This is a genomic window from Providencia rettgeri (genome assembly GCF_023205015.1).
In the GTDB taxonomy this organism is placed as follows: domain Bacteria; phylum Pseudomonadota; class Gammaproteobacteria; order Enterobacterales; family Enterobacteriaceae; genus Providencia; species Providencia rettgeri_E.
Window position 1 is genome coordinate 1,093,441 of the sequence record NZ_CP096258.1, and the last position, 22,589, is coordinate 1,116,029.

23 protein-coding genes, 1 tRNA gene and 1 pseudogene are annotated in these 22,589 nt (G+C 38.3%); 12 read left to right on the forward strand and 13 right to left on the reverse strand.

Going from position 1 to position 22,589, the window contains the following annotated elements:
- The first annotated feature begins 1 nt into the window (after window position 1).
- Complete coding sequence (locus M0M83_RS04675; protein WP_036942875.1) at window positions 2–316, forward strand: hypothetical protein; 315 nt, start codon at window positions 2–4, stop codon at window positions 314–316.
- A gap of 46 nt (window positions 317–362) precedes the next feature.
- Here the strand turns inward: M0M83_RS04675 and M0M83_RS04680 are convergent, their stop codons facing one another.
- Together M0M83_RS04680 and M0M83_RS04685 are read right to left on the reverse strand one after the other, a co-directional pair.
- Window positions 363–542 (reverse strand): SymE family type I addiction module toxin, encoded by a 180-nt coding sequence (locus M0M83_RS04680; protein WP_336432228.1) that lies wholly within the window; start codon window positions 540–542, stop codon window positions 363–365.
- 6 nt (window positions 543–548) lie between these two features.
- Window positions 549–668, reverse strand: a pseudogene (locus M0M83_RS04685) (helix-turn-helix domain-containing protein); the annotation flags it as partial.
- Window positions 669–731: 63 nt separating this feature from the next.
- Between M0M83_RS04685 and M0M83_RS21685 the strand changes: the two are divergent.
- Window positions 732–2,717, forward strand: coding sequence for a VENN motif pre-toxin domain-containing protein (locus tag M0M83_RS21685; RefSeq protein ID WP_248467724.1), 1,986 nt, complete (start codon window positions 732–734; stop codon window positions 2,715–2,717).
- Between the two features lie 7 nt (window positions 2,718–2,724).
- Complete coding sequence (locus M0M83_RS04695) at window positions 2,725–3,030, forward strand: hypothetical protein (RefSeq protein WP_166268390.1); 306 nt, start codon at window positions 2,725–2,727, stop codon at window positions 3,028–3,030.
- 79 nt (window positions 3,031–3,109) lie between these two features.
- Here M0M83_RS04695 and M0M83_RS04700 read toward each other — a convergent pair whose 3' ends face one another.
- Window positions 3,110–3,298, reverse strand: coding sequence for a SymE family type I addiction module toxin (locus M0M83_RS04700; protein WP_248467726.1), 189 nt, complete (start codon window positions 3,296–3,298; stop codon window positions 3,110–3,112).
- A 479-nt stretch (window positions 3,299–3,777) separates the two neighbouring features.
- On the opposite strand from M0M83_RS04700, the gene M0M83_RS04705 reads away from it, so the two are divergent.
- The 3 genes from M0M83_RS04705 to M0M83_RS04715 all read left to right on the forward strand — a co-directional run bounded on the left by M0M83_RS04705 (window position 3,778) and on the right by M0M83_RS04715 (window position 6,234).
- Window positions 3,778–4,164, forward strand: a complete 387-nt coding sequence (locus M0M83_RS04705) for a thioredoxin family protein (RefSeq protein WP_272686967.1) — start codon at window positions 3,778–3,780, stop codon at window positions 4,162–4,164.
- A 42-nt stretch (window positions 4,165–4,206) separates the two neighbouring features.
- Window positions 4,207–5,001, forward strand: coding sequence for a sulfite exporter TauE/SafE family protein (locus tag M0M83_RS04710; protein ID WP_248467730.1), 795 nt, complete (start codon window positions 4,207–4,209; stop codon window positions 4,999–5,001).
- A 222-nt stretch (window positions 5,002–5,223) separates the two neighbouring features.
- On the forward strand, window positions 5,224–6,234 hold the full coding sequence (locus tag M0M83_RS04715) for a LacI family DNA-binding transcriptional regulator (RefSeq protein ID WP_213912883.1): 1,011 nt from the start codon (window positions 5,224–5,226) through the stop codon (window positions 6,232–6,234).
- 72 nt (window positions 6,235–6,306) lie between these two features.
- Here the strand turns inward: M0M83_RS04715 and M0M83_RS04720 are convergent, their stop codons facing one another.
- The 6 genes from M0M83_RS04720 to M0M83_RS04745 all read right to left on the reverse strand — a co-directional run bounded on the left by M0M83_RS04720 (window position 6,307) and on the right by M0M83_RS04745 (window position 13,845).
- A complete protein-coding gene (locus M0M83_RS04720; protein WP_004905244.1) occupies window positions 6,307–7,278 on the reverse strand; it encodes an ABC transporter permease in 972 nt (323 codons plus the stop codon).
- Between the two features lie 10 nt (window positions 7,279–7,288).
- Window positions 7,289–8,773: a sugar ABC transporter ATP-binding protein gene (locus M0M83_RS04725; RefSeq protein WP_248467732.1), complete on the reverse strand. Its 1,485-nt coding sequence runs from the start codon at window positions 8,771–8,773 to the stop codon at window positions 7,289–7,291.
- Window positions 8,774–8,929: 156 nt separating this feature from the next.
- Window positions 8,930–9,790, reverse strand: coding sequence for an ABC transporter substrate-binding protein (locus M0M83_RS04730; protein WP_370661211.1), 861 nt, complete (start codon window positions 9,788–9,790; stop codon window positions 8,930–8,932).
- A gap of 151 nt (window positions 9,791–9,941) precedes the next feature.
- Complete coding sequence (locus M0M83_RS04735; RefSeq protein WP_248467733.1) at window positions 9,942–11,015, reverse strand: zinc-binding dehydrogenase; 1,074 nt, start codon at window positions 11,013–11,015, stop codon at window positions 9,942–9,944.
- A 730-nt stretch (window positions 11,016–11,745) separates the two neighbouring features.
- A complete protein-coding gene (locus tag M0M83_RS04740; protein ID WP_094963063.1) occupies window positions 11,746–13,047 on the reverse strand; it encodes an anaerobic C4-dicarboxylate transporter in 1,302 nt (433 codons plus the stop codon).
- Between the two features lie 69 nt (window positions 13,048–13,116).
- On the reverse strand, window positions 13,117–13,845 hold the full coding sequence (locus M0M83_RS04745; RefSeq protein ID WP_248467735.1) for an aspartate/glutamate racemase family protein: 729 nt from the start codon (window positions 13,843–13,845) through the stop codon (window positions 13,117–13,119).
- Between the two features lie 460 nt (window positions 13,846–14,305).
- Here M0M83_RS04745 and hypT point away from each other — a divergent pair, with 460 nt between their 5' ends.
- The gene (hypT, locus tag M0M83_RS04750; protein WP_140172740.1) at window positions 14,306–15,217 is read left to right on the forward strand and encodes a hypochlorite stress DNA-binding transcriptional regulator HypT; all 912 of its coding nucleotides are present in this window, start codon (window positions 14,306–14,308) and stop codon (window positions 15,215–15,217) included.
- Window positions 15,218–15,480: 263 nt separating this feature from the next.
- Here the strand turns inward: hypT and M0M83_RS04755 are convergent.
- The 4 genes from M0M83_RS04755 to mutY all read right to left on the reverse strand — a co-directional run bounded on the left by M0M83_RS04755 (window position 15,481) and on the right by mutY (window position 18,199).
- Window positions 15,481–15,556, reverse strand: a tRNA-Phe gene (locus M0M83_RS04755).
- A 182-nt stretch (window positions 15,557–15,738) separates the two neighbouring features.
- Complete coding sequence (gene mltC / locus M0M83_RS04760) at window positions 15,739–16,812, reverse strand: membrane-bound lytic murein transglycosylase MltC (RefSeq protein WP_125893706.1); 1,074 nt, start codon at window positions 16,810–16,812, stop codon at window positions 15,739–15,741.
- A gap of 54 nt (window positions 16,813–16,866) precedes the next feature.
- Window positions 16,867–17,136 (reverse strand): oxidative damage protection protein, encoded by a 270-nt coding sequence (locus M0M83_RS04765; RefSeq protein ID WP_004264665.1) that lies wholly within the window; start codon window positions 17,134–17,136, stop codon window positions 16,867–16,869.
- A gap of 10 nt (window positions 17,137–17,146) precedes the next feature.
- Window positions 17,147–18,199, reverse strand: coding sequence for an A/G-specific adenine glycosylase (gene mutY, locus M0M83_RS04770; RefSeq protein WP_248467737.1), 1,053 nt, complete (start codon window positions 18,197–18,199; stop codon window positions 17,147–17,149).
- A 289-nt stretch (window positions 18,200–18,488) separates the two neighbouring features.
- Between mutY and trmB the strand changes: the two genes are divergently transcribed.
- The 5 genes from trmB (at window position 18,489) to M0M83_RS04795 (ending at window position 22,495) form a co-directional block, all read left to right on the forward strand.
- Window positions 18,489–19,208: a tRNA (guanosine(46)-N7)-methyltransferase TrmB gene (gene trmB, locus M0M83_RS04775; RefSeq protein WP_248467739.1), complete on the forward strand. Its 720-nt coding sequence runs from the start codon at window positions 18,489–18,491 to the stop codon at window positions 19,206–19,208.
- Entirely contained in the window at window positions 19,208–19,537 is a 330-nt protein-coding gene (locus M0M83_RS04780) for a YggL family protein (RefSeq protein WP_004914167.1), read from the forward strand. The genes trmB and M0M83_RS04780 overlap by 1 nt, the downstream gene beginning before the upstream one ends.
- A 113-nt stretch (window positions 19,538–19,650) precedes the next feature.
- Window positions 19,651–20,577: a glutaminase B gene (gene glsB / locus M0M83_RS04785; RefSeq protein WP_248467741.1), complete on the forward strand. Its 927-nt coding sequence runs from the start codon at window positions 19,651–19,653 to the stop codon at window positions 20,575–20,577.
- 23 nt (window positions 20,578–20,600) lie between these two features.
- Window positions 20,601–21,332, forward strand: coding sequence for a DUF2884 domain-containing protein (locus tag M0M83_RS04790; RefSeq protein ID WP_213912880.1), 732 nt, complete (start codon window positions 20,601–20,603; stop codon window positions 21,330–21,332).
- Between the two features lie 212 nt (window positions 21,333–21,544).
- Entirely contained in the window at window positions 21,545–22,495 is a 951-nt protein-coding gene (locus M0M83_RS04795) for a siderophore ABC transporter substrate-binding protein (protein WP_248467742.1), read from the forward strand.
- Window positions 22,496–22,589: the final 94 nt, after the last annotated feature.

The following is a 22,589-nucleotide window of genomic DNA, read 5'->3' on the forward strand; positions in this document are numbered from 1 at the left end:
CATGAAGAATGAAAATAATGATGAATTGATAAAGTTTAAAGAAATAGAAAAAAATATTATTTTTCCATTTCTAGCTAATGAGTTTACGCATATTGATTCCGCAAATATTCTATATCAAGGAATTGATCAGTATGTTGAAATCTACGGATATTTAATAAATAAAAAGTATGTCATTGAATTTGATCTTTCAACTATAGACCATTCTATTAGTAAAAATGAAATATTGACAGTAGAAGACTATGAAGCAAGTTTAAGAGGAAAAGGTAGAGCTAAAAGGGATGCTCGCGATTTTTTAAGGCGATTAATGAGCAGCTAAGATAGAGATCCCTATCCATATAGGGTCGGGATCTTCCTTAACGATCTCACTCCCCCTCAGCCAGCCGGATAATCAACTGTCCGGCTTGGCGAGTGAGGGGGTAGTGACTACCTACCTCAAACCCCAGCTCATTCAGCCACTTACCACTTAAGGTGAGTTGTGGGCTGGGGTTGGGTTTACCGCGGTTCGGGGTGTAACCCACTGTATACTGTCTGGTTTTGACCACTTCCAATTAATTACTCTTTGATGTCCACCGTTTAGCATCATGCATATGTAAGATGCTGTTAATCACGGTCTCAATCGCTTCTCTCTCTTTCTCGTCTAGCTGTGAAATCGCGTCAAACTGTCGCTTATTAATGCAGGCAAAGGCGGTTTTGATATCACCGTCGGTAATCATACGCAACTCGATGGGGCGGTGATTAGCAGCACTGCGGACGCTGAAAAGAACAAGTTGGATACGGGCACGCTGGGCTTTGGGGATATCAAAAATAAAGCTGAATACAAGGTGGATAGCCAAAGTGGCGGCTTTAGCACAGGGGGTTCTCCATTTGCAGACCAGCTTGCGGGTAATGCCGCAGGCTCCTTGTTGACCAATGTGAATAACAAAGGGAAAGACAGCAATACGACACACTCAGCGGTGTCAGAAGGCGAGATTACAATTCGAGATAAGGGTAATCAGAAACAAGATATCAACGAGTTAAGCCGTGATACAGATAATGCCCATGAGAAGCTCAATACGATTTTTGACAAAGAAAAAGAGCAAAAACGGATAGAAAAAACGCAGTTAGTGGGCGAATTAGGTAAGCAGATTACTGATATTGCGGTGACGAATGAGACGATTAAAGCTACGAAGGATGTAGATAGAGAGCACCCTGAGTTGAGTGGCAAGGAAAGAGAAGATGCTATTCAAGCTCAAGTTAACAAATCTGAATGGGGTGTCGGAGGGGATAATCGCCGTATAGTCGAGTCAGGCACCTCTTTGATTCAAGGGCTTATCAGTGGAGATGTGAATAAAGCGGTGGCGAATGCGAGTGCGCCGTATATTGCGAACTACATCGGTCAACATATCGAAGATGATAAAGGGAAAATAGCCGCACACGGTATTGCGAATGTTGCATTAGCGCTGGCAAAAGGTGAAAATGCAGGGGCACAATCGCTCGGTGCAATGACAGCGGAAGCGGTTGGAATGCTGTCAAAAGAACTGTATAAGAAAGATGTGAGCCAACTGACGGAAGACGAAAAAGCGACAGTCAGTGCATTTGCGAGTTTGGCAGCGGGTATTGCAGGCGGTTTAGTGGGTGGAGATACCTCGAGTGCAGGGAATGCAGCCCAAGCAGGGAAGACGACGGTTGAGAATAACTTCTTAAGTCCAGATGATAACGATAAAAGAGATAAAGCACTAGAAGATCAAAAGGCTGGAAAAAACCTTAAAGAAGCCTCTCAAAATATTATCTATTTAACAGATAAAGATAATTATACCGACAAATTACTCTATCAGTATGGTCAAGGTACGCTAGATAAAGCAGGCGAAGCCGCATTAACTGAATACCTTAATGCGTATGCTACACAGTTGCAATTGAGGGGAATGAGTGAAGCGGATGCATTCAAAGCAGTAGAACAAATATTGAAGTACCCAAGCAGTGCAACACCTGATTTATCAGCAGAATACAATAAGGCATTAGGACAACTCAGCACCGAAGAAAGACATGCATGGCAAGCGATGATTGGTACTGATGCGTTATTAGCTGGGCCGGGACGAGCCAGCCAATTAATGCGGTTAGCGTTGATTTCAGGCGGTTCTTATCAAACTGGAACTGGTATTGCCCAAATCGCAGATGGAAAAATAGCTGATGGCTTAATCAATGTTGGTCTTGGTAGTGCAGCTGTATCAGGCGGCTACTTAGGAAATAAAGTTACTACAGGTAAGCCGAGTGGTGGGATAGTTTCTCCAGAAACAAATGTTTGGCAAACAGGGACAATCGGCAATGTAATAACTAAATCTGATGGTTCATTGACTGGGCACGTTACAAAAGTCACCCCTCAAATGACAAAAGAAAATATTCGTTCACTTAATCGTGAAAATGAGAGTGCTCAAATATTATCTAAATCAGGTTTTCATGTAGAACAAAACCCGGCCGTTTTAGGAAATAAAGACCCTGATTATCGTATTAATGGTGAAATTTTTGATAACTATGCACCTAAGTCAAGTAGTGTGCGAAATATATGGTCTGAGGTAAAAGGAAAAATAGATAAAGGACAAACTAACAATGTAGTTATTAATATGTCCGATACTAAAGTTTCTGTTCCTGAGTTACAACAGCAGCTTACTAAATGGCCAATTATGGGATTGGATAAAGTGATTATTATTGATAAATCTGGGAATGCTGTTAGAGTGAAATGAGGGTGATATGTCTATAGATTTAAGATGTTACACGACTTTATCGGTCGATGAGTTACAAAAAAAACTGGATGTATTTCTGACTAAATACCCAGAAATTTTCCCAAAGCATTATATTTTATATAGAGCAAGAGAATTAGGACCATTTGACAAAGAAATTTCAAATGAATACGGTTTAGATCCTGAGTCTTATTTCTATATTAGTGTATCGAATAAATTACTTGAAATATGTACAAATGAAATTGCTCACCTAGTTAAAGAAGAGTTAGGGAAAGATAGGGTTATAGTCCTTCATAATGGTGAAGATCTAATATGAGATATGATCCCAGTTCAATACTGGGATCTCTTTAGCGGTTTTACTCCCCCTCAGCCAACCGGATAATCAACTGTCCGGCTTAGCGTGTGAGGGTAAAGTGATTGCCTACCGTAAACCCCAACTCATTCAGCCACTTACCACTTAAAGTGAGTTGTGGGCTGGGGTTGGGTTTACCTCGGTTCGGGGTGTAACCCACTGTATAGTGTCTGGTTTTAACCCCTTCTTCTTTATCTGTCGGTGTTTTTACACGACAATCGCGCTTAGCCATGGTGACTACTTCGTATAGTTGTTGTGGTTAGCGACTGTTGTGAGGTGTGAACTCATAATTGCCATGCGTTCTATCTCAACGTTTTATGCTGTTAGATCTCGTTGAGATCCGTTAGACATATTTCAGTCATAATCTAAATAAAAAATTTAAAGGTTTTATTAAGTGTAGAGAGTCTGGTTTACTGTTAATTATAAATATCTTTATATTTCACCAAATAATGTGATTACTATAACGCTTGAAATACAAGTTAAAAATAAATATATAATAAATCAGTTATATATAATTATAGTTTCTTTAAGTCAATATAAATATTGATAGCAGTTGAAAGCTATTTTAATCATTTGTTTTAAATCATATTTACATGCATTTTATGATGGGTAATAAGTTAATTTATTGATTTTAAATAATAATAAAATTCCCAATAATATTGATCAACTAATGGATAAGAAGTGATATATTATCGAGTATATTGTTTCTGTATGTTAGTTCAGGATAAATTGATAAAAAGGCAGCATAGAATGCACAATATCTTATCGCTAGATAGTGATAATTTCTCGAGTACACTTTACCCCCTAGAGCAAGATGAGCAACAAACTGTAGTTGTTTATTTTTCGGCATCGTGGTGTTTACCTTGTAAAAATATGAAACCTATTTTCATTAAACTTTCTGAATATTTTCAAGGAAGTAATATCATTTTTGGCATTGTTGATATTGCTCAATCGCCCACTTTAGCTCCTCGATATGGTATAAAATCAGTGCCGACAATTGCGGTTTTCCAAGATACTCGGTTAATCGATATTATTGCAGGAGAAGTACCATTTAATAGGGCATTAATGGTATTGGAGAAAACGCTCGGTAAGCGTTAATATTCAGCGAATATATTTAATAATAATGATAAGAAATTCATAATGTTAATATTGATATTAGAAGGGTTATTGATAGGCTGTCTACTCGGTTTGACGGGAGCTGGCGGGGGAATTCTTGCTGTTCCTGCTTTAATGGCAAGCCAAGGTTGGAGTGTTGCACTCGCTGCGCCTGTTGGGCTTCTAGCAATTACAATAGCGGCTTTTATCAGCGTTATTCAAGGGCTTATAAAAAAAAGTATTCGTTATAAAGCCGCAATTTGGATAGCATTATTGAGTATCCCTTCTGCTAAGTATGGTATTTACCTTGCCCATATTGTACCTCCAGTTTGGTTAACACTTATTTTTAGCCTTGTTATGCTTTATGTCGGGGGGCGTATATTTTTCAATAGGGTTGATGAGCAAAATGATGCACATTGTTTAATTAATACAGAAACTGGGAAATTTATTTGGAACACTAAAACAGCGTTAATCTTTGGGGGGATTGGTGTCATTACAGGATTACTTACTGGTATGCTAGGTGTCGGTGGTGGTTTTATTATTGTTCCTGCATTGCGAAAGTTCACTAATTTGAATATGAAGAGTATTATTGCAACATCGTTAATGGTTATTTTCTGTATTGGTAGTATTAGTATTTTTATTAATGTTTTGAATGGGTTTCAATACCCTAAAGAAATTAGTATTATATTTATTGTCTCTTGTGTCATTGGTTTATTAATCGGTCGATTAATAATGCATTATATTTCCAATAGAACCATTCAAATGCTATTTTCAATTGTTGTTATTTTTGTCGCTTTAGGATTGATTTTATCAGTGCTGATTGAGCTAAAAGTTATTTAAAATATATTTTAAATGTCAATTTGTTTATTTAACATTTCTAATTCATGCGGTATGTCAATATTTTGAATTATCAGTCATTTATTCTTCTTAAAGAAAGTGAAATTGATTTATCTTCAAGCTCAAAACGGTATAATGAATAATCGCATATTTCTCCCTGATAATAGCCAAATGGATTACTAGCCTATTCTTCAGGGGATTCATTAAAGGTTGACTAGTATAATTATGACAAAACAAGATAGCTCAACAACAATAATTGATATAGCAAAACGTGCCAATGTAACCGATATTACCGTCTCTAGAGCATTTAATCATCCTGAGATGGTAAAGAAGGAAACTCGGGATAAAATATTAGCTATAGCACAAGAACTCAATTATGTGCCAAATCTTTTTGCACGTAATCTGAAAAATAAAAATAGCCGTATAATAGGTGTGGTTACTGACAGCACATTTAACCCATTTTATGTTGTGCTTATTCAAACAGTCTCACGCTTAGCGAAAGAAAAAGGCTATCAAGTCATGATTTTTGATTCAGATAGCGATGAAAAAGCAGAGAAAACAGCAATTGAAACGTTAGTCAGTTACAAGGCGAGCGGTATTCTATTATCCCCCGTTCGTGACGATAAAGATTACCAACCAAGTTATTTATCATTAATTGATAAACATAATGTGCCTTTAGTCTTTGTTGACCGGTCAATTTATGGCTATCAAAATAAGTACTCGGGTTTATTTTTGAAAAATTTTGAAATTGGTGCCTTAACAGGAAAATTTCTTAGTCAACAAAATAGCGAAAATACACTTATTGTTTCAGGACCAGAAGGTTCTGAAATTAGTTTGTCTCGTTTAGCGGGTATATATGAAAATTTTCCCAATAGAAAAAATATTAATGTCTTATACAGCAGTTATATGTTTAATAAGAATGATGAAGATTATCTAAGAAGAAAAGTTCAAGAGCTTTATACACCTAATATGTACATCGTTGGGTTAAATGGAATTATTACCGCTGGGATGTATAAAATTATTATAGAATTAGGCCTCTCTTGCCGTTATTTTTCTGTTGATTTACCTCCTTATGCAGATACTTACCATTTATCTATTTCAGGTGTACATCATGACTCGGTATATCTTGGTGAATTAACGACTGAGCTATTGTTTTCTGAGATAGAGCGAGACTCCCATAAAGGTCATAAAACTAAGCAAATATTTGTTGATGGGAAACTTGTTGTTTATGAATAATAGTTAAAGTGTAAATACAAGTAGGCAGGTAATGATACCTGCCTACTTTAATAGTTATGAGGGGTAATTCATTTAGCGTTTCATTGAGCTAATTAATGTCGCCCCCCAAATAATTAGTCCTTTTACAATATATTGAACATAAGGTGAAATACCTAATAAATTTAAACCGTTATTAAGTACACCTAAGATCATTGCGCCAATGAGTGTGCCAATGATCATACCACGGCCTCCTGCTATTGAGGCGCCGCCGAGTACGACCGCAGCAATCGCATCTAACTCAAAGCCTACGCCTGCATTGGGTTGCCCACTCATGACTCGAGAGGTAAATATTAACCCAGCGAATGCAGCAGTAAAACCGCTAATAACGTAAACTAACATTTTATAACGTTCAACGCGGATACCACTCAGGCGTGCTGCTTCTTCATTACCACCAATAGCGTAAATATAACGGCCAAAAGAGACATGATTTAGTACAACATAGAAAATAAGATAAAGGCCAAGCATTAATAAAATAGGAACTTGAATTCCCATTAATTCTTCTCGTCCCCAAAAAGCAAACTCTTGAGGTAATCCTGAAACTGGGTAGCCACCGGTATAAATTAAGGCTAACCCTTTAGCAATAATCATGGCGCCTAAGGTGACAATAATTGGTGGCATTTTACCATAAGCGGCTAAAATCCCATTAATAAAGCCAAAAGCAACACCCGATAATAGTCCAAGAGCGATGGCTGCATAGGGGTCCATTCCATAATATTTCATCAAGCCAGCCATCAAGGTTCCAGACAGCGCCATAACAGCACCAACGGACAAGTCAATTCCACCTGTTAAGATAGCAAATGTCATACCGATAGCGATAATGGCATTAATAGAAACCTGACGAGCAATGGTCGAAAGGTTATTTACAGTTAAAAAATGTTCATTAAAAATGGACATGCAGACAAATAAAAGAATTAAACCAACAAGTGGTAAAAATGCAGGTATTTTTGTTAGCTTAGAAAAACTAAATTTATTTTTAGTTAATGGAATTGCACTTTGATTAGACATAGTCGTTATCCTATATAATATTGCCGGCCGCATGTACCATGATCTGAGTTGAGTTTATTTCGTCTCCAGTTAACTCAGCGGCAATTTCACCATCTCGAAAAACCAAAACTCTATCACTGACACCAATAACTTCTGGTAGCTCCGATGAAATCATAATAATGGAAATTCCTTTTTCAGTTAGAGAGCGCATTAATTGATAAATTTCTGATTTTGCCCCAACATCAATACCTCGAGTGGGTTCGTCGAAAATAAGAATTTTGGCTTGTTTATTTAGCCAGCGAGCAATAACAACTTTTTGCTGGTTTCCACCGCTTAAAGTAGAAACTGCAGTGTGAGGCTCTGGTGTTTTAACTTTTACTTGGGAAATTAAATCAATAGATAAAGTGAGTTCTTTTTTGTTTTGAATTAAAAATAATTTTTGAGCGTGATTGTTTAGCCATATATTTTCTTTAACGGAAAACGGCAATACAAGTCCTTGAGTTTTTCGGCTTTCTGGTAATAAACCGATACCTAATTGCAGTGCAGTCGCAGCTGATTTAACTTTAACTTCTTTGCCTTCTAAAACAACTTTTTTCTTGTAAGCCTTATCAGCACCAATCATGGCAAGAATAGTTTCTGTGCGACCTGAACCGACTAATCCAGCAAGCCCTAAAATTTCACCTTTTTTTAGTTGAAGGTGGTTAGTTGGGCTATATGAAAAACGCTGAACTTCCGCATCTAAGATGACTTCTTGCTCGTTAAATTGGCGTTTATGAGGGTAAATATTTTCAACCTCACGGCCAACCATCATTTCGATAATAACGTCTAAATCTGTTTCATCGACCTTACGCGACCCTATATATTGTCCATCGCGTAGTACACTGATGGTGTCACAGATTTCATAAATCTCTTCTAAATGGTGGGAAATAAAAAACATTCCAACCCCTTTAGCTTTTAAATCGCGCATTACATCGAATAAATGGTTTGCTTCATTGGGGGTTAATGTCGCAGTTGGCTCATCTAACACTAAAATTTTAGCATCCAAAGACAGTGCTTTTGCGATTTCAACAAACTGTTGTTCTGCAATACTTAAATGGCTAATGGGTTCATCAATATTGATGTTTACACCCAGCTCAGCTAGGATTTCCTGCGATTTTTTTCGCATTAATTTTCTATCTAATAAACCAAACTTATTTTTCAACTCTCTATTTAAAAATATATTTTCAAAAGCATTTAAATAAGGAATAAGAGAAAATTCTTGGAAAATAATACCTACGCCTGCTTTTATTGCATCTCTGTAGTTATTAAAGGTGTGTTCTTTGCCTTCAATCAGAATTTGTCCGCTATCAGGTTTATGTATTCCACATAACACTTTCATTAGCGTTGATTTACCTGCGCCGTTTTCACCTAATAATGCGTGAACCTCCCCCTTTTCTAGGGAGAGATTAATATTATCTAACGCCTTAACCCCAGGGAAAGTTTTACTGACATCTTTTAATGCTAATAATTGCATCATATTGCTTCCCTATATTTCTCAACTGCTTAAAAATGGGTAACAAAGCCATTTGGAATTTTTATTCCAATATGCATTTAATAATTAATATTTATGAAAATGTATTGCACCGAACATCAGAAATACAGGTGCAATACATCGGTTATTGATAACTAACGATTACCAGTGAAAGTCTTTAGCATTTGTTTTGTCAATCAATTTAACATCAATTGGGACTTCTTTAGGGACATTGGCGCCCCAGTATTTTGCTAAGCCCATAGCTAAACCAATACGAACTTGGTCACGAGGGAATTGCGCCGAAGTAGCAATAAATGGCGAGTTACCTTTGGCAATCTCAGCAACCGCTTCAGGAGAACCGTCAACACTCACTAATTTGACATCACGGCCAGAAGACTCAATCGCTGCTAACGCACCTAAAGAACCGACATCGTTAACACTGAAGATCCCATTGAGGGTCGGATTTGCTTGCAACATGTTTTCTGTCACATTCATCGCAGTATCGCGTTCTTGTTTACCGTTCAATTTAGTTACGATTTTAATATTTGGGTATTCTTTCATTGCCGCTTCAAAGCCACGAACACGCTCAAGAATTGGTACAACAGGGATACCATCTAAAATTGCTACTTCGCCTTTGCCGCCTAATGCTTCACCTAAACGTTTGCCCGCCATTAAGCCCGCGTCATAGTTTTTAGAACCGACGAAAGAGTCAATTGGGCCATTTGCTTGTGCATCAATGGCGATAACTACAACTCCGGCTTTTTTCGCAGCCAGTACAGCCGTTTCAGCACCCACGCTATCTGCCGGGTTAATTAACAGAATATCGATTTTTTTCTGTAACATATCTTCGATATCACTGGTTTGTTTTGATACATCATGAGCCGCATCTGAGATATATAGTTGTGCGCCCATATCGCCTGTAGCGCTCTCTAAGGCTTCCTTCATGGTGACGAAATATTCATTGTTTAATTCTTGAAATGACATGCCCACTGAAACTGGCTTAGCGGTAGCGTTAAATGCCATACCTAAAGTCAGTACACTTGCAGCGACAGCTAACTTTTTAAATTTACTCAGCATAAGATGTTCTCCTAAAAGAGCGTTTAATTATATGTAGGGTTTTTACTTATTTAGTGTTTATTTGAATTATCAATTATTACTGCCAGTTAAAACATGTTTATGGCTTGATGACGACTTTAATTGAGTCTGCCGATTTCGCCATGACAAAAGCTTCTTCCCACTCATCGATGGAATAGAAGTGAGTAACGATATCATCAGCGCTAACTAAGCCACGGCTAAACAGGTCTATAGCAACTTCATAACTATATGGGCCTAAGTGGGCTCCGCGGATATCGAGTTCTTTGCGGTCACCAATGATTGACCAGTCAACAGTTGTTTCTTTACCGAATACGCTAAATTCCACGAAACGGCCAAGTTTGCGGATCATTTCTAGTCCTTGAGTAACACCAATTGGCGCGCCCGTTGCTTCAATATAAACATCACAGCCATAGCCTTCCGTCATATCTTTAACTAATTTAATGGCATCTTCTTTCAGTGGGTTGATAACAATATCAGCACCAAATTTCTTTGCTAATTCAAGGCGTTCATCAATCGCATCGATAACAACCAGTTTTTTCGGTGTTTTTAATTTGGCGACTTGGATCATACACAGCCCTAGTGGGCCTGCACCCGCAATGACGACGACGTCATTTAAATCGATATCACCACGGCGTACAGTGTGGATAGCACAAGCCATTGGCTCAATTAATGCGGCATCTTTATCGGATAGTTCATCAGGGATTTTATGGATAATAGCGCGTTCTGAAAAACGCATATATTCAGCCATACCACCGTCGGCAACTTCTTTTTGGAAACCGTAAATATCATGGGTTTCACACATCCAGTATTTACCTGATTTACAGAAACGGCATTCCCAACATGGGACAATTTGTTCTGCTAAGATGCGATCGCCGATTTTCAATTTGAATTTTTCAGCGGAGCCTTCACCTAGCTCAGCAACGCGGCCATAAAACTCATGGCCAGGAACTACTGGGGCTTTGATCCATGGGTCATCACCCCAAAACATTTGAGCACCATCGTTGGCTTTACAGTCACCCGCACAGATCCCGCATCCATCAACTTTGATGACAACTTCTCTAAATCCTGGCGTTGGTCTTTTAATATTTTCAAAGCGATAATCATGTGGGCCATGACAAACAACTGCTTTCATTTTTTCAGGTAGGTTACTCATGTTCTAAGACCTCTTTCTAGTTGTTAACCCTAATGTTGACGTCAACATTAAGCGTTTTTTTATAACGCATTTGCTTTAGTTTTTTAACGCTTAACTATGAACAGTGTATGTATGTAAGAAAAATGGTTATTTAATGTTATAGATAAAATAAATTTTTTTTAATATGACGACGTCGTCATTTTTGAAAGTAAGTATCTTAAAAACTAAAATTTGTGATTCAAACCCTAATCTTAGTCACTTAATTGAGTACTTTCATTGGGAAATGAGACTGCCGAAATTGACTCTGTAACATGATGAAAATCATGATAAAAATCTTAATTCATTCCTTGTTTTGTTTTTTTAGAAATGAATATGAAGTCGAGTATAATTATTTTAACTATTTTCAGAAGCGGATATTTCATGCAAAAACATTTCAGCTCACACTTTTGAATGAAAACAAACTTAAACTACATTTAATAAAGAGATATTGAATGGCTAATAGGCCATTATTTTTAATTTATAAAATTTAATTTAAAAAATTAAATAGAGTAATGAGTCATTTTGATACGCTGTCATAATATTTTTTGCAGATATACCTATGGGTATGAAAAAAATAGCTTTATACCTCGTAATTGTATTTTGCCAATTAAACAAAGTATAAAGCTAAATAGAGCCAAAGTTTAACTTCATTTTGTCAATAAAATCATTTTATTACAGCGTAAAGGGTGTGAGGGAGACTCACACCCTTGTGCTAGACAATCATTGGTGCAATGATAAAGCCGAAAGCGACACCGGCAATAATTCCACCTAGCCCTGGTAACATAAAGGGATGATTTAAAATATATTTTCCGACTCGAGTAGACCCAGTAGAGTCGAATTCAATGGCAGCTAATGATGTTGGGTAAGTGGGTAAGACAAATACCCCGGTGACGGCGACAAAAGAGGCCAAAATTGCCCATGTCGGGACATCTAAGGCAATGGCTAATGGAATTATTAACGGTGTTGTGGCACCTTGCGAATATAACAAGGCACAGGTCAAGAACAGAACTAAAGCCAATAAAATAGGATATGCAGATAATACATCTCCCGCGATGGCCTTGATTTGGTCCATATGGGCATCAACAAAAGTGGTACCTAATGTCACAATTCCGAGGATCACTGCAAGAGAACTCATTCCTGAACGGAATGTTGGTGCTAATACAATGGAATCCGGTGATGTTTTACAGAAAACCACCATCAAACATGCTGCACTTAGCATACAAATGATGATGATATCTCGTGTTCCCATCGGCTTACCGATATCAAAACCGGGACGTAATTGTGGGAATGCAGCGAGGATCACGATAGCAATCGTGGCAATAATAAATAGAACAACAGAGAATTTTTCTCTCGTTGTGCTCTCGCCTTTTTTCTCTTCGTATTTATGAACTAAGCCTTTTTGTAAACGTTCTAAATAGACCTCATCGTTTTCAAGTTCGCAGCCCTGACGTGATGCAATAAAAGCGGCAACCATGGCAGCAACAAAAGAGGCGGGTAAACAGACTGACATAACCACAATAAACGTGATGCCGTTACCTTCCATAATGGTCAGCATCGCGGCCATTGCGGCACTGATTGGAGAACCGGAAATCGCAATTTGTGAAGCAACCACTGAGCCAGCTAATGTTCTAGATGGTCGGATGCCCGAATCTTTTGCAATTTCTGCTATCACAGGCAGCATAGAAAACACAATGAAACCTGTACCAGCCATGATAGTCATCACCCAAGTGGTGATTGGCGCTATAATGTTTAGATACTTAGGATTTTTACGCATAAATTTACTGGCTAGGCGGACTAGATAATCCATCCCGCCCGCAGCTTGTAATGCAGATGCTGCTACCACAACTGTCATAATAATCAGAATAACATCAACAGGTGGTGAACCTATAGGTAAACCAAATCCGATAGTTAATACCGCTAATCCTAACCCACCACAGAGTCCTATACCTATTCCGCCCATGCGTATACCAAAGAATATTGCACCTAATACAACAATGATTTCTAGCCAAACCATAATCGTCTCCAATAGACAATATATTGTCATTAGTAATATTAAAAAATTAATTTTGATATTTGATATAAGTTAAATATTTTTATTTATCATTAAATTTTGTTTTCCGACTCTGTTTTCATACCAGTGAATACTTGCTCTGACTAATGAGCTGGTTGAGTCGATATATTTATCTGGATAACTATTAATTTCATTTTCAAGAATAACGGGAACCTCGGTGCAGCCAAGAATAATAATTTCAGCGCCTCGGGAAAATAAAATTTCAGCTTGCTTTTTCATAATTGACTCAGCAAATTTTTTATTTCCTGATTTTAATAAATAAATGCTTTCCATTACATTTTCTTGGCTTTTTTTATCAGGGGTAATGCAGTTTAAATGTTTATTCTCTATATTTTTTTGATATAGTCCCATATACATAGTGGCATTTGTTGCAAGTAATCCGATATTTTTTTTCTTGGTTTCTAGTACTTCTTTCATTGTCGTCTCAACAATGCTTAGCATGTCGACATGGCAAAATTTTTTTAGTTCACTAAACCAAAAATGTGCTGTATTACAAGGTATAACAATACATTCGGCCCCGGCACTTTCTAGTTTCTTTAAATAGTCAGTCATTAAAGGTAAAGGTGATTCACCATGGTTTAATAGCGCTTCTGTTCGATCTGGTATATCAGGAATAGATGATATAATTAAAGGGATATGCTCTTGGTCTCTATTTGCTACGGTATAGCTTACAAATTTATTAAATAAATCAACAGTAGCGGCAGGCCCCATACCACCTAATACACCAATTAAACCTTTCATTTTAATACCCCTGCATTTCATTAGCCTTTTTATAAAATAAAAATCAATAAATGCTTATCTTTCTTCATTTATTTAACATATTGGTTAATATTCAAATGATTATTAACTTACTTATTGCTGCTTAACTTGTGGTTAATATTTATCAATGTTTGTCTTGGATGAGAAATGCAAGTAAGTATGGTTTGATGCAAGATACGCATTAAGAACTTTTATTCAAAATAAAAATATTTTTATAAATTGCTCTGAAGGCCTGAATAGGCTAGGTTTTATGAATTAAATAAATTAAATAAAATTTATTTTTGATTTTTGTTAATGTTTTAAATGGTAGGGCTATGCATAATACAAATAACATAACTACAAATCTAGCTTTGTTATTTAACTAGTCATTAACTTAAAATATCAATAAAAATACGTTTTATTTTTTATATTTTAACAGCAAGTCAATTTAAGGCTTAATAAAATGAAAAATATAGAAACAAAATGGCTATATGATTTTTTAACTCTAGAATCATGTCGACATTTTTCTCATGCAGCAGAACAGCGGAGTATTTCTCAGCCCGCATTTAGCCGTCGTATTAAAGCTTTAGAGGAAGCCATTGGCGTTGAATTATTTGATAGAACGACTTCCCCTTTACAGTTGTCTGAAGAGGGCAAAATTTTTCATTCTCAAGCGCGTAGTTTATTACAACAACTGGAATGTAACTTAAATGAACTATCCGGTCACAATGTATTGAGCCTACCGAATATTAAAATTGCTGCCGCTCATTCGCTGTCACTGACATTACTGCCTAAATTGGTTCATGGGCTGTCTGGTTACGGTGAGGAGTTTGTTTACCATGTTGAAGCCATTGATGTGGTGCAAGTTGTGAACACATTGAGAGAAGGGAAAAGTGATTTTATTATCTCATTTTATGATGAAGATTTAATGCAATCCCCATTTTCCTCATTGAATGTATTTGAATCTGAATTATACCCAATTTGTGCAGCGGATGAGCATGGTAAGCCGCTATTTGATATCTACCAACCTCAAGTGCCATTGCTGAATTATACCAGTGCTTCATATATGGGAAGGTTAGTTAATCGTCGGTTAAGTGAATTTGGTGCGATCAATTCGAAAACACTTTTCATGTCATCAATGAGTGAGTTGTTAAAAAATATGGCTTTGGATGGCCATGGAATTGCATGGTTACCCATTTATTCGGTAGTGAATGAATTAAAAGAGAAAAAGCTAGTTTGTTTGGAGACCCCTGAATTAACAATACCTATCCAAGCGTATATTTACCGCATGGATACACGGCTAAATAAAACCGCAGAGGACTTTTGGCGCATTTTGAAAAAGAATATCCCTGAGGATTTACGGAATTTATCGTAGTAGAAGGGGCTTTTTCATTATCACCTCTACAATTTGTTAGGCAGAATTTAATTATAGCTGTCTTATTTTTTAAGGGAAGTGAACAAATCAGAGGTGGGTAAATCAATGAAATTGTCATTTCCTTGGGAGATAACATGCTATGTCCACCTAAATGGGGCAGATATGAGGGCGAGTTGAATTTAGTTGAGTTGAAATTGGGCGAGTGTTGACCTCAGAGAGGTATAAAGCAAAAACCCGCCTTTTGGGCGGGTTCTTTGAATAAGTGGTGCCCGGACTCGGAATCGAACCAAGGACACGGGGATTTTCAATCCCCTGCTCTACCGACTGAGCTATCCGGGCAACGGAGCGTATTAAACCTGATTTCATTGGTTGAGTCAAGGCGCTTTCAATAAACTTTTGACTGTATGCGCTTTTTTTCAACATGTTAGCTAGTTTTTAATCGAAATAGTATGGAAATACTAGGGTTATTATCAAACGCCAGTCTTCGGTTACTTGGACTGGCGTTTGAATGCATAAAAATTTTAGCGGTGATAATTTTTCTGTGCTTTATTCACTTTAATGAGGTAATTACGTGACTCAGCAGCTGGGTGCTTAGTGGACAAGGTTTCATACACTTCACCCGGTTCTAAATTATTAATACGCTGCGCGGCTTGCTTTTTATCGCTGTGGAACACCCGCAGAACGCTGCCTGCGCCGCCATTATATGCGGTAATAACAGCATAGCGGCGTGAGGTTTGGTTACGAATATCGCCTAAGTAGGTGTTTTGCAATATAGCTAAGTAAGCTGTACCCGTATCAATGTTTTTCTCTGGGTCAAATAAATAGCTACGGCTAGGAACACCGGATTTTCCTTGTGAGCGGAAAACATCTTTGCCGGCTGTATTTGGCATAATTTGCATTAAACCAAGCGCATCAGAGCGGCTAACCGCATAAGGGTTGAAACTCGACTCAATTTGCATAATCGCAAGGATTAATGACTCATCTACGCCATATTTGGCCGAGGATTTCTTAATATAAGGTAAATATTTATGAGCCCGTTTATCTAAATGGTTTGGTACTAGTTGCATAGTTACGGACCAAACAACATTCATACCCGATTGGCGGCGCTGCATTTTATTTTCAATCAGATAATCAGCAAACTTTGTGGCTCGCCATTCCCAACGAATCGCTTCACCTGTGTTATCAAGCACTTGGCCAAATAAAAAGGGTTCTTTGCTATGGGGAATGTCATTGATATCAGAATAGAGGTCAATGGAACTTGGGTCGTCTCCCATTAATAAGGTGGTGACAATCGCTTTTTTTAAATACTGTGAAGGTTCTACCGCTGAAATAGTCTCTACAGTAATGGTCCCCGCTTCAAAATTAATATGGCTACGAGTTCGGTACTCATCGGTATATTTAACGTAGTCTTTTGGACCAGCAATTAACACTTCTTTAATGCCCCAAATATTTTCAATATTGTGGGCAAATTGGCCCATTAAGATATTGAACCCATTGGTATCTTTGACATAATCCGGGTTAAAGTCAGGTTTTTGCTTGCTTGAACAAGAGATAATTAGAGGGATCAATAAACTCAGCGCAAATAGTTTTTTCATACGATTCACAGTCTTGGGGCAAAAGTCTACCTACTGAGTAGGTAGACAAACAGATTATTTTTCAGGTGTATAGCCATCAATATGGATGTCATGGCCTTCAAACAAGAACTTAATCATTTCTTGTTCTAACATTTTACGATCATCGGGGTTCATCGTATTGAGTTTCTTTTCATTAATGAGCATGGTCTGCTTAGTCATCCACTGACTCCACGCCTCTTTTGAAATCTCGTTAAAAATACGTTTTCCTAACTCACCTGGGTAAAGCTGAAAATCTTGCCCATCTGCATCACGTTGTAAAAATGTACAAAAAATGGTTCTACTCATTAATTTTTCCTCAAATATCAGGTAGTAAGGCGAGCTGTTTTAGTAAACTTTCAACTGGGGCTGCAAGGCCGATAGTTGCGCCTAGGTGTAAGTTATACCAGAGTCCTTTGCCTTCATCCATGGCAGAATTAAATGCCTGAATGTTAACTTTTACAGGGATAATATCTAAATGAAAATGGCTAAATGTGTGGCGGAAAGAAATTAATTGCTCTAATTGAGAATATTCTAAGCCTGATTCGGCCAGATAATCATTAAGTTGCTCTAAAGAGTCAAACTGTGGGAAGGCAAATAGGCCACCCCAAATGCCAGATGGTGGACGCTGTTCTAGCCACACATTATCGTCGTACTGCATAATCAAAAACCAAGCACTTCTCTCAGGGATTTTTTGCTTAGGTTTTTTGCCCGGGTAGTTTTGCCATGAATGATTGGCATAGGCCATGCAGCCAAAATTAAGTGGGCACAGCTCGCATTTTGGCTTACTTCGGGTACAGACCATCGCGCCTAAATCCATCATCGCTTGATTAAAAAACTCGACTCCCTCTTTGGGGGTGACATCAGTGCTGATTTCCCACAAACGGTTTTCGACTTCTTTTTTACCCGGCCAGCCATCAACCGCATAAGCGCGAGCTAATACGCGTTTAACATTACCATCTAAAATAGGATAATGCTGTTTTTGCGATAATGATAAAATTGCCCCAGCAGTGGAGCGGCCAACACCGGGCAGCGCGAAAACTTCATCAAATGTAGTGGGAAATGAGCCACCATATTGAGTCGCGATCACTTGAGCGGCTTTATGGAGATTTCGAGCCCGAGCGTAATAGCCGAGCCCTGTCCATAAGTGTAAAACTTCATCAAGAGGTGCGTTGGCAAGGGCGGTGACGTTCTCAAAGCGAGAAATAAATTTCTCAAAATAGGGGATTACCGTACTCACTTGGGTTTGTTGCAGCATAACTTCAGATAACCACACATGGTAGGACGATTTTTCCTGTTGCCATGGCAACGTTTTACGACCGTATTTGTGATACCAGTTGAGTACTGCAGATGAAAATTGTTGAGCTTCCATTAATAATTTTATTTTTTATTGATATTTCCAGTCATGATAGGAATTGCAACATAGACGAAGAGGGCTGTAAACCGCTATTGTGTTGTTTAGTGTAAAGTTAGCGAATTATCAACTGCATCCTTGTGGAAGTTTTGCTAAACTCCGATATCCGCCATGCCTCAAGGGTAAGATTAATCACTATTACTTAGGCATTTAGGGCTGTAAATTGATAGATTTGGTAACAAATCACTTTATAAACTTGATTGTTGGCACATTAACTTAATTGGGCACTCATTTTAGAACCTTTATTATGATCAATAATGTTATCTCCCCCGAATATAATGAAGATGGGCGGGTTATGCGCCGAGTCCGTAGTTTTGTCCGCCGTCAAGGGCGTCTGACAAAACGTCAGGAAGACGCATTAGAAAAAGAATGGGCAGAAAAAGGCATTGATTTTATCAATGAGCCTTTTGATTTTGCCAAAGTATTCAATAACTCAAATCCAGTGACTTTGGAAATTGGTTTTGGGATGGGCGCCTCATTGGTGACCATGGCATCTCAAAATGCAGATAAAAACTTTTTAGGTATTGAAGTTCATGCACCCGGTGTTGGCGCATGTTTAGCATCGGCAAAAGAAGAAAACGTCACTAATTTACGGGTGATGTGCCATGATGCAATAGAAGTTTTAGACTGCATGATCCCAAATGGTAGCCTTGAAATGGTTCAGTTATTTTTCCCTGATCCATGGCATAAAGCGAAACACAATAAGCGTCGTATTGTGCAAGTTCCATTTGCAGAAAAAATTCGCAGCAAACTAGCTATCGGTGGTGTTTTCCATATGGCAACGGATTGGGAGCCTTATGCAGAGCACATGCTTGAAGTGATGACGAGTGTCGAAGGGTATAAAAACTTATCACCATCAGGTGATTACGTTCCTCGTCCAGAAACAAGACCAGAAACAAAATTTGAAAAGCGCGGCCAGCGGTTAGGGCACGGTGTATGGGATTTAATGTTTGAGAGGATCAAATAATGGCTAAACAACCACGTAGTCGTCGTTTACGTAAAAAATTACGCTTGGATGAGTTCCAAGAGTTAGGCTTTACCGTTAAGTGGAGCTTTAAAGAAGGTACGCCGATTGAGGAAGTTGACAGCACCGTTGACCAACTGATTGCAGAAGCGATTGAACCGAATGGTTTAGCGTTTGAAGCTAGTGGCTATATGAGCTGGGAAGGGATCGTTTGCCTGCAAAAAATTGGTAAATGTACCGAAGAGCACCGCCAAATTGTTGAAAATTGGCTAAAATCAAAAGGGATGAATGACGTCGTCGTTTCTGAGCTTTTTGATGTTTGGTGGGAATAATAATTTTATTGAGTAAATCTCAATAAATAAACTGATTTTTCAGTCGATTGAAGAGGCATCCAAAAATTGGGTGCCTTTATTTTCTGTTGCAAATACTATCTGGAGTCAACGTTTTGAGCGCCATGTTTTCTAACCAGCTACTCAACGATATCCTAGACCAAGTTCGCCCACTGATTGGGCAAGGTTGTGTTGCAAATTATATTCCTGCTTTAGGTTGCGTACCTTCCCACCATTTAGGCATTGCGGTATCCACGATTGACGGTGATATTTTCACCGCAGGGGACGCATATCAACGTTTTTCAATTCAATCTATTTCAAAAGTATTAAGCCTCACGCTTGCAATGACACGTTATGAGGAAGAGGAAATTTGGAGCCGCGTAGGTAAAGAACCCTCAGGGCTACCCTTTAACTCGTTAATTCAAATTGAAATGGAAAAGGGGATCCCACGAAACCCGTTTATTAATGCGGGGGCAATTGTTATTGCGGATATGCTGCAATCACGCCTAAGCGCACCGAAACAGCGTATGTTGGAGTTTGTCCGAAAGCTATCTTGCGAACCTGATATCAGCTATGACACGGTTGTTGCTCGCTCAGAACTGGAACATGCCAGTCGTAATGCCGCTATTGCTTATCTTATGAAATCTTTTGGGAATTTTGGAAATGATGTTTTAACAGTTCTCGAAACTTATTTTCATTATTGTTCTCTAAGTATGAACTGTGTTGAATTAGCGAGATGTTTTTCCTATTTAACATCGCAAGGAATGTCATCTTGTTCCATTGATCCTATCATCACACCGCTACAATCAAGGCAAATTAATGCATTAATGATGACTTGTGGTATGTATGACGGCTCTGGTGAGTTTGCATTTCGGATAGGAATGCCCGGAAAGTCAGGCGTTGGCGGGGGCATTGTCTGCGTAGTACCAAACCAATTTACTGTTGCGGTTTGGTCACCTGAGCTAGACTCAGCGGGGAACTCTTTAGTCGGCTGTGCGGCTTTAGAATTGCTATCGAAACGAATTGGGCGTTCTGTTTTTTAATTCATGCTCTACTAGGAGATTTTATGTTACGCCGTACATTAATTGCATTTTCACTCCTTGCTTGTGCAACGAGTCAAGCTGCAGACTATAGCTGTTCTGTAACACCAAAGGATGACATCTTTATGACACCTGAAAGTGTGCAAGTCATTGGTGCGAGTGGCGATTTAAAAATTACGCCAAATGGTGATATCACGCTTAACGGTAAAAATATTGCTGCAACAGATGCCCAAAAGCAGCAAGCTATTCGTTACCAAGCCGCTATTCGTCAGGACTTACCTTGGATAAAACAAGAATCAGAAAAAAAATTATCAGCCTCCAGGGAAACGATAGACAAAGTTGTCGTTAAAGTGGTCGGTAGCGATAGCAATATCCGTAACCGGTTAACAAAATTAGAAAAAGAGCTTAATGGGCAAATCAATCAAATTATTGAGACTCGCCCTAGTGGTTATGTGTTTCACCATGAAGCCATGAAAACTGTTGAAACGAAAGGGCGCGAGCTAGTTAATGAAAGCCTAGGTGGTATTTTACAAGACAGCATCAACGAAATGGGGCGCAAGCAATTGTTATCAGGTGGTGACGCCAGTAAAGCGCTACAAGGCATGTTAGGGAACTTAGGTGGGTTACAGCAAGAACTCGAATCAGAATGGAAAAAACAAGAGAAAAGTTTCCAGCAATTTGGCCAACAAGTTTGTTCTAAAGTGACTTCAATAGAACAACAGCGCGCTTCGTTACTTAATTCAATCAAAAGTAGCTGATAGCGCTAAAATCACCAATAACCTTATGAACAGTAATGTATTTTTTGTACATTACTGTTTTTTTATTTAGCGATATTATTGTCATCATCAATTTGTGTGATATTAATTCCATTAATGGGAATGAAAATGAAATTGATTCTTATTTGATTGACATCTAAGCCACTCACTTTACAATGCGGGTTTGGCTTAATGACTAAATTGGGATCATTTAAATGAAAAAATTCATACCTGCTCTACTTGTTTCTGTGTTGTCATTCTCTGCGCCTATCGCTCTAAGCGCTGAATCTACCACTTTCACGCCAAATGCGGTGATAGCGCAAGGTGCGGAGAAAGTAATGATCAAACACCTATCAGGTGAAACTGAAGTCGTGAAAAAACCACAAAAAGTGGTTCTGTTTGATTTTGGTGTTTATGACTCAATGCAAAAACTCGGCTTAGGCGACAAAGTTGTTGCACTCCCAACAGGCAATGCTCCCGCTTATATAAAAGGCAGCATTCCTGCATCAATGGAAAATGCAGGTGGAATGAAACAACCTGATTTAGCCAAAATCGCGCAATTAAAACCTGACCTGATTGTGATCACGGGTCGTCAAGGCAAGTCTTATGATGAGTTATCAAAAATTGCACCCACTATTAATTTAGGTTCTGATAGCAAACACTACATTGATTCTGTGAAAGCCAATATTGGTGTGATTGGCGAACTTTATGGTAACCAAAAAGCGGTTGATGAGCAGTTAGTCCAATTAGATAAAGTCATCGCAGACGCCCAGAAGAAAGCGGCTGATTCCAATAAAAAAGTTTTAGTATTGATGCATAATGACGGCAAATTAATTCCAAATAGCCAAGCCGTTGTTTACAGCGTTGTGAAAGCGCAACGCGCTGACCTACCGGTTGATGAAAGTGCAGATAAAGCAAAACGCCGTGTAGTGGATACCAAAACTATTGCTCAAGCTAATCCAGATGTGATCCTGATTGTTGACCGTAGCGAAGCGATTGGTGCTGGTAAATTGGATAAAACAGTATTTGAAGATAGCAACATTCAAGAAACCAAAGCGTATAAAGATGGCAAAATTACTTACCTGCAATCTGACTTATGGTATTTGTCAGGTGGTGGTTTAGTTAGCTTAACAGAGCAAGTTAATGCGGTGGTGAATGCTCTATAACAGATATCTGCCACTGTCTTATTGATAGTGGCAATATGTATTACCTCAATTGTTATTCTTGTCTATTTCGTTTTTACCTCTAAACAAAAAGCCC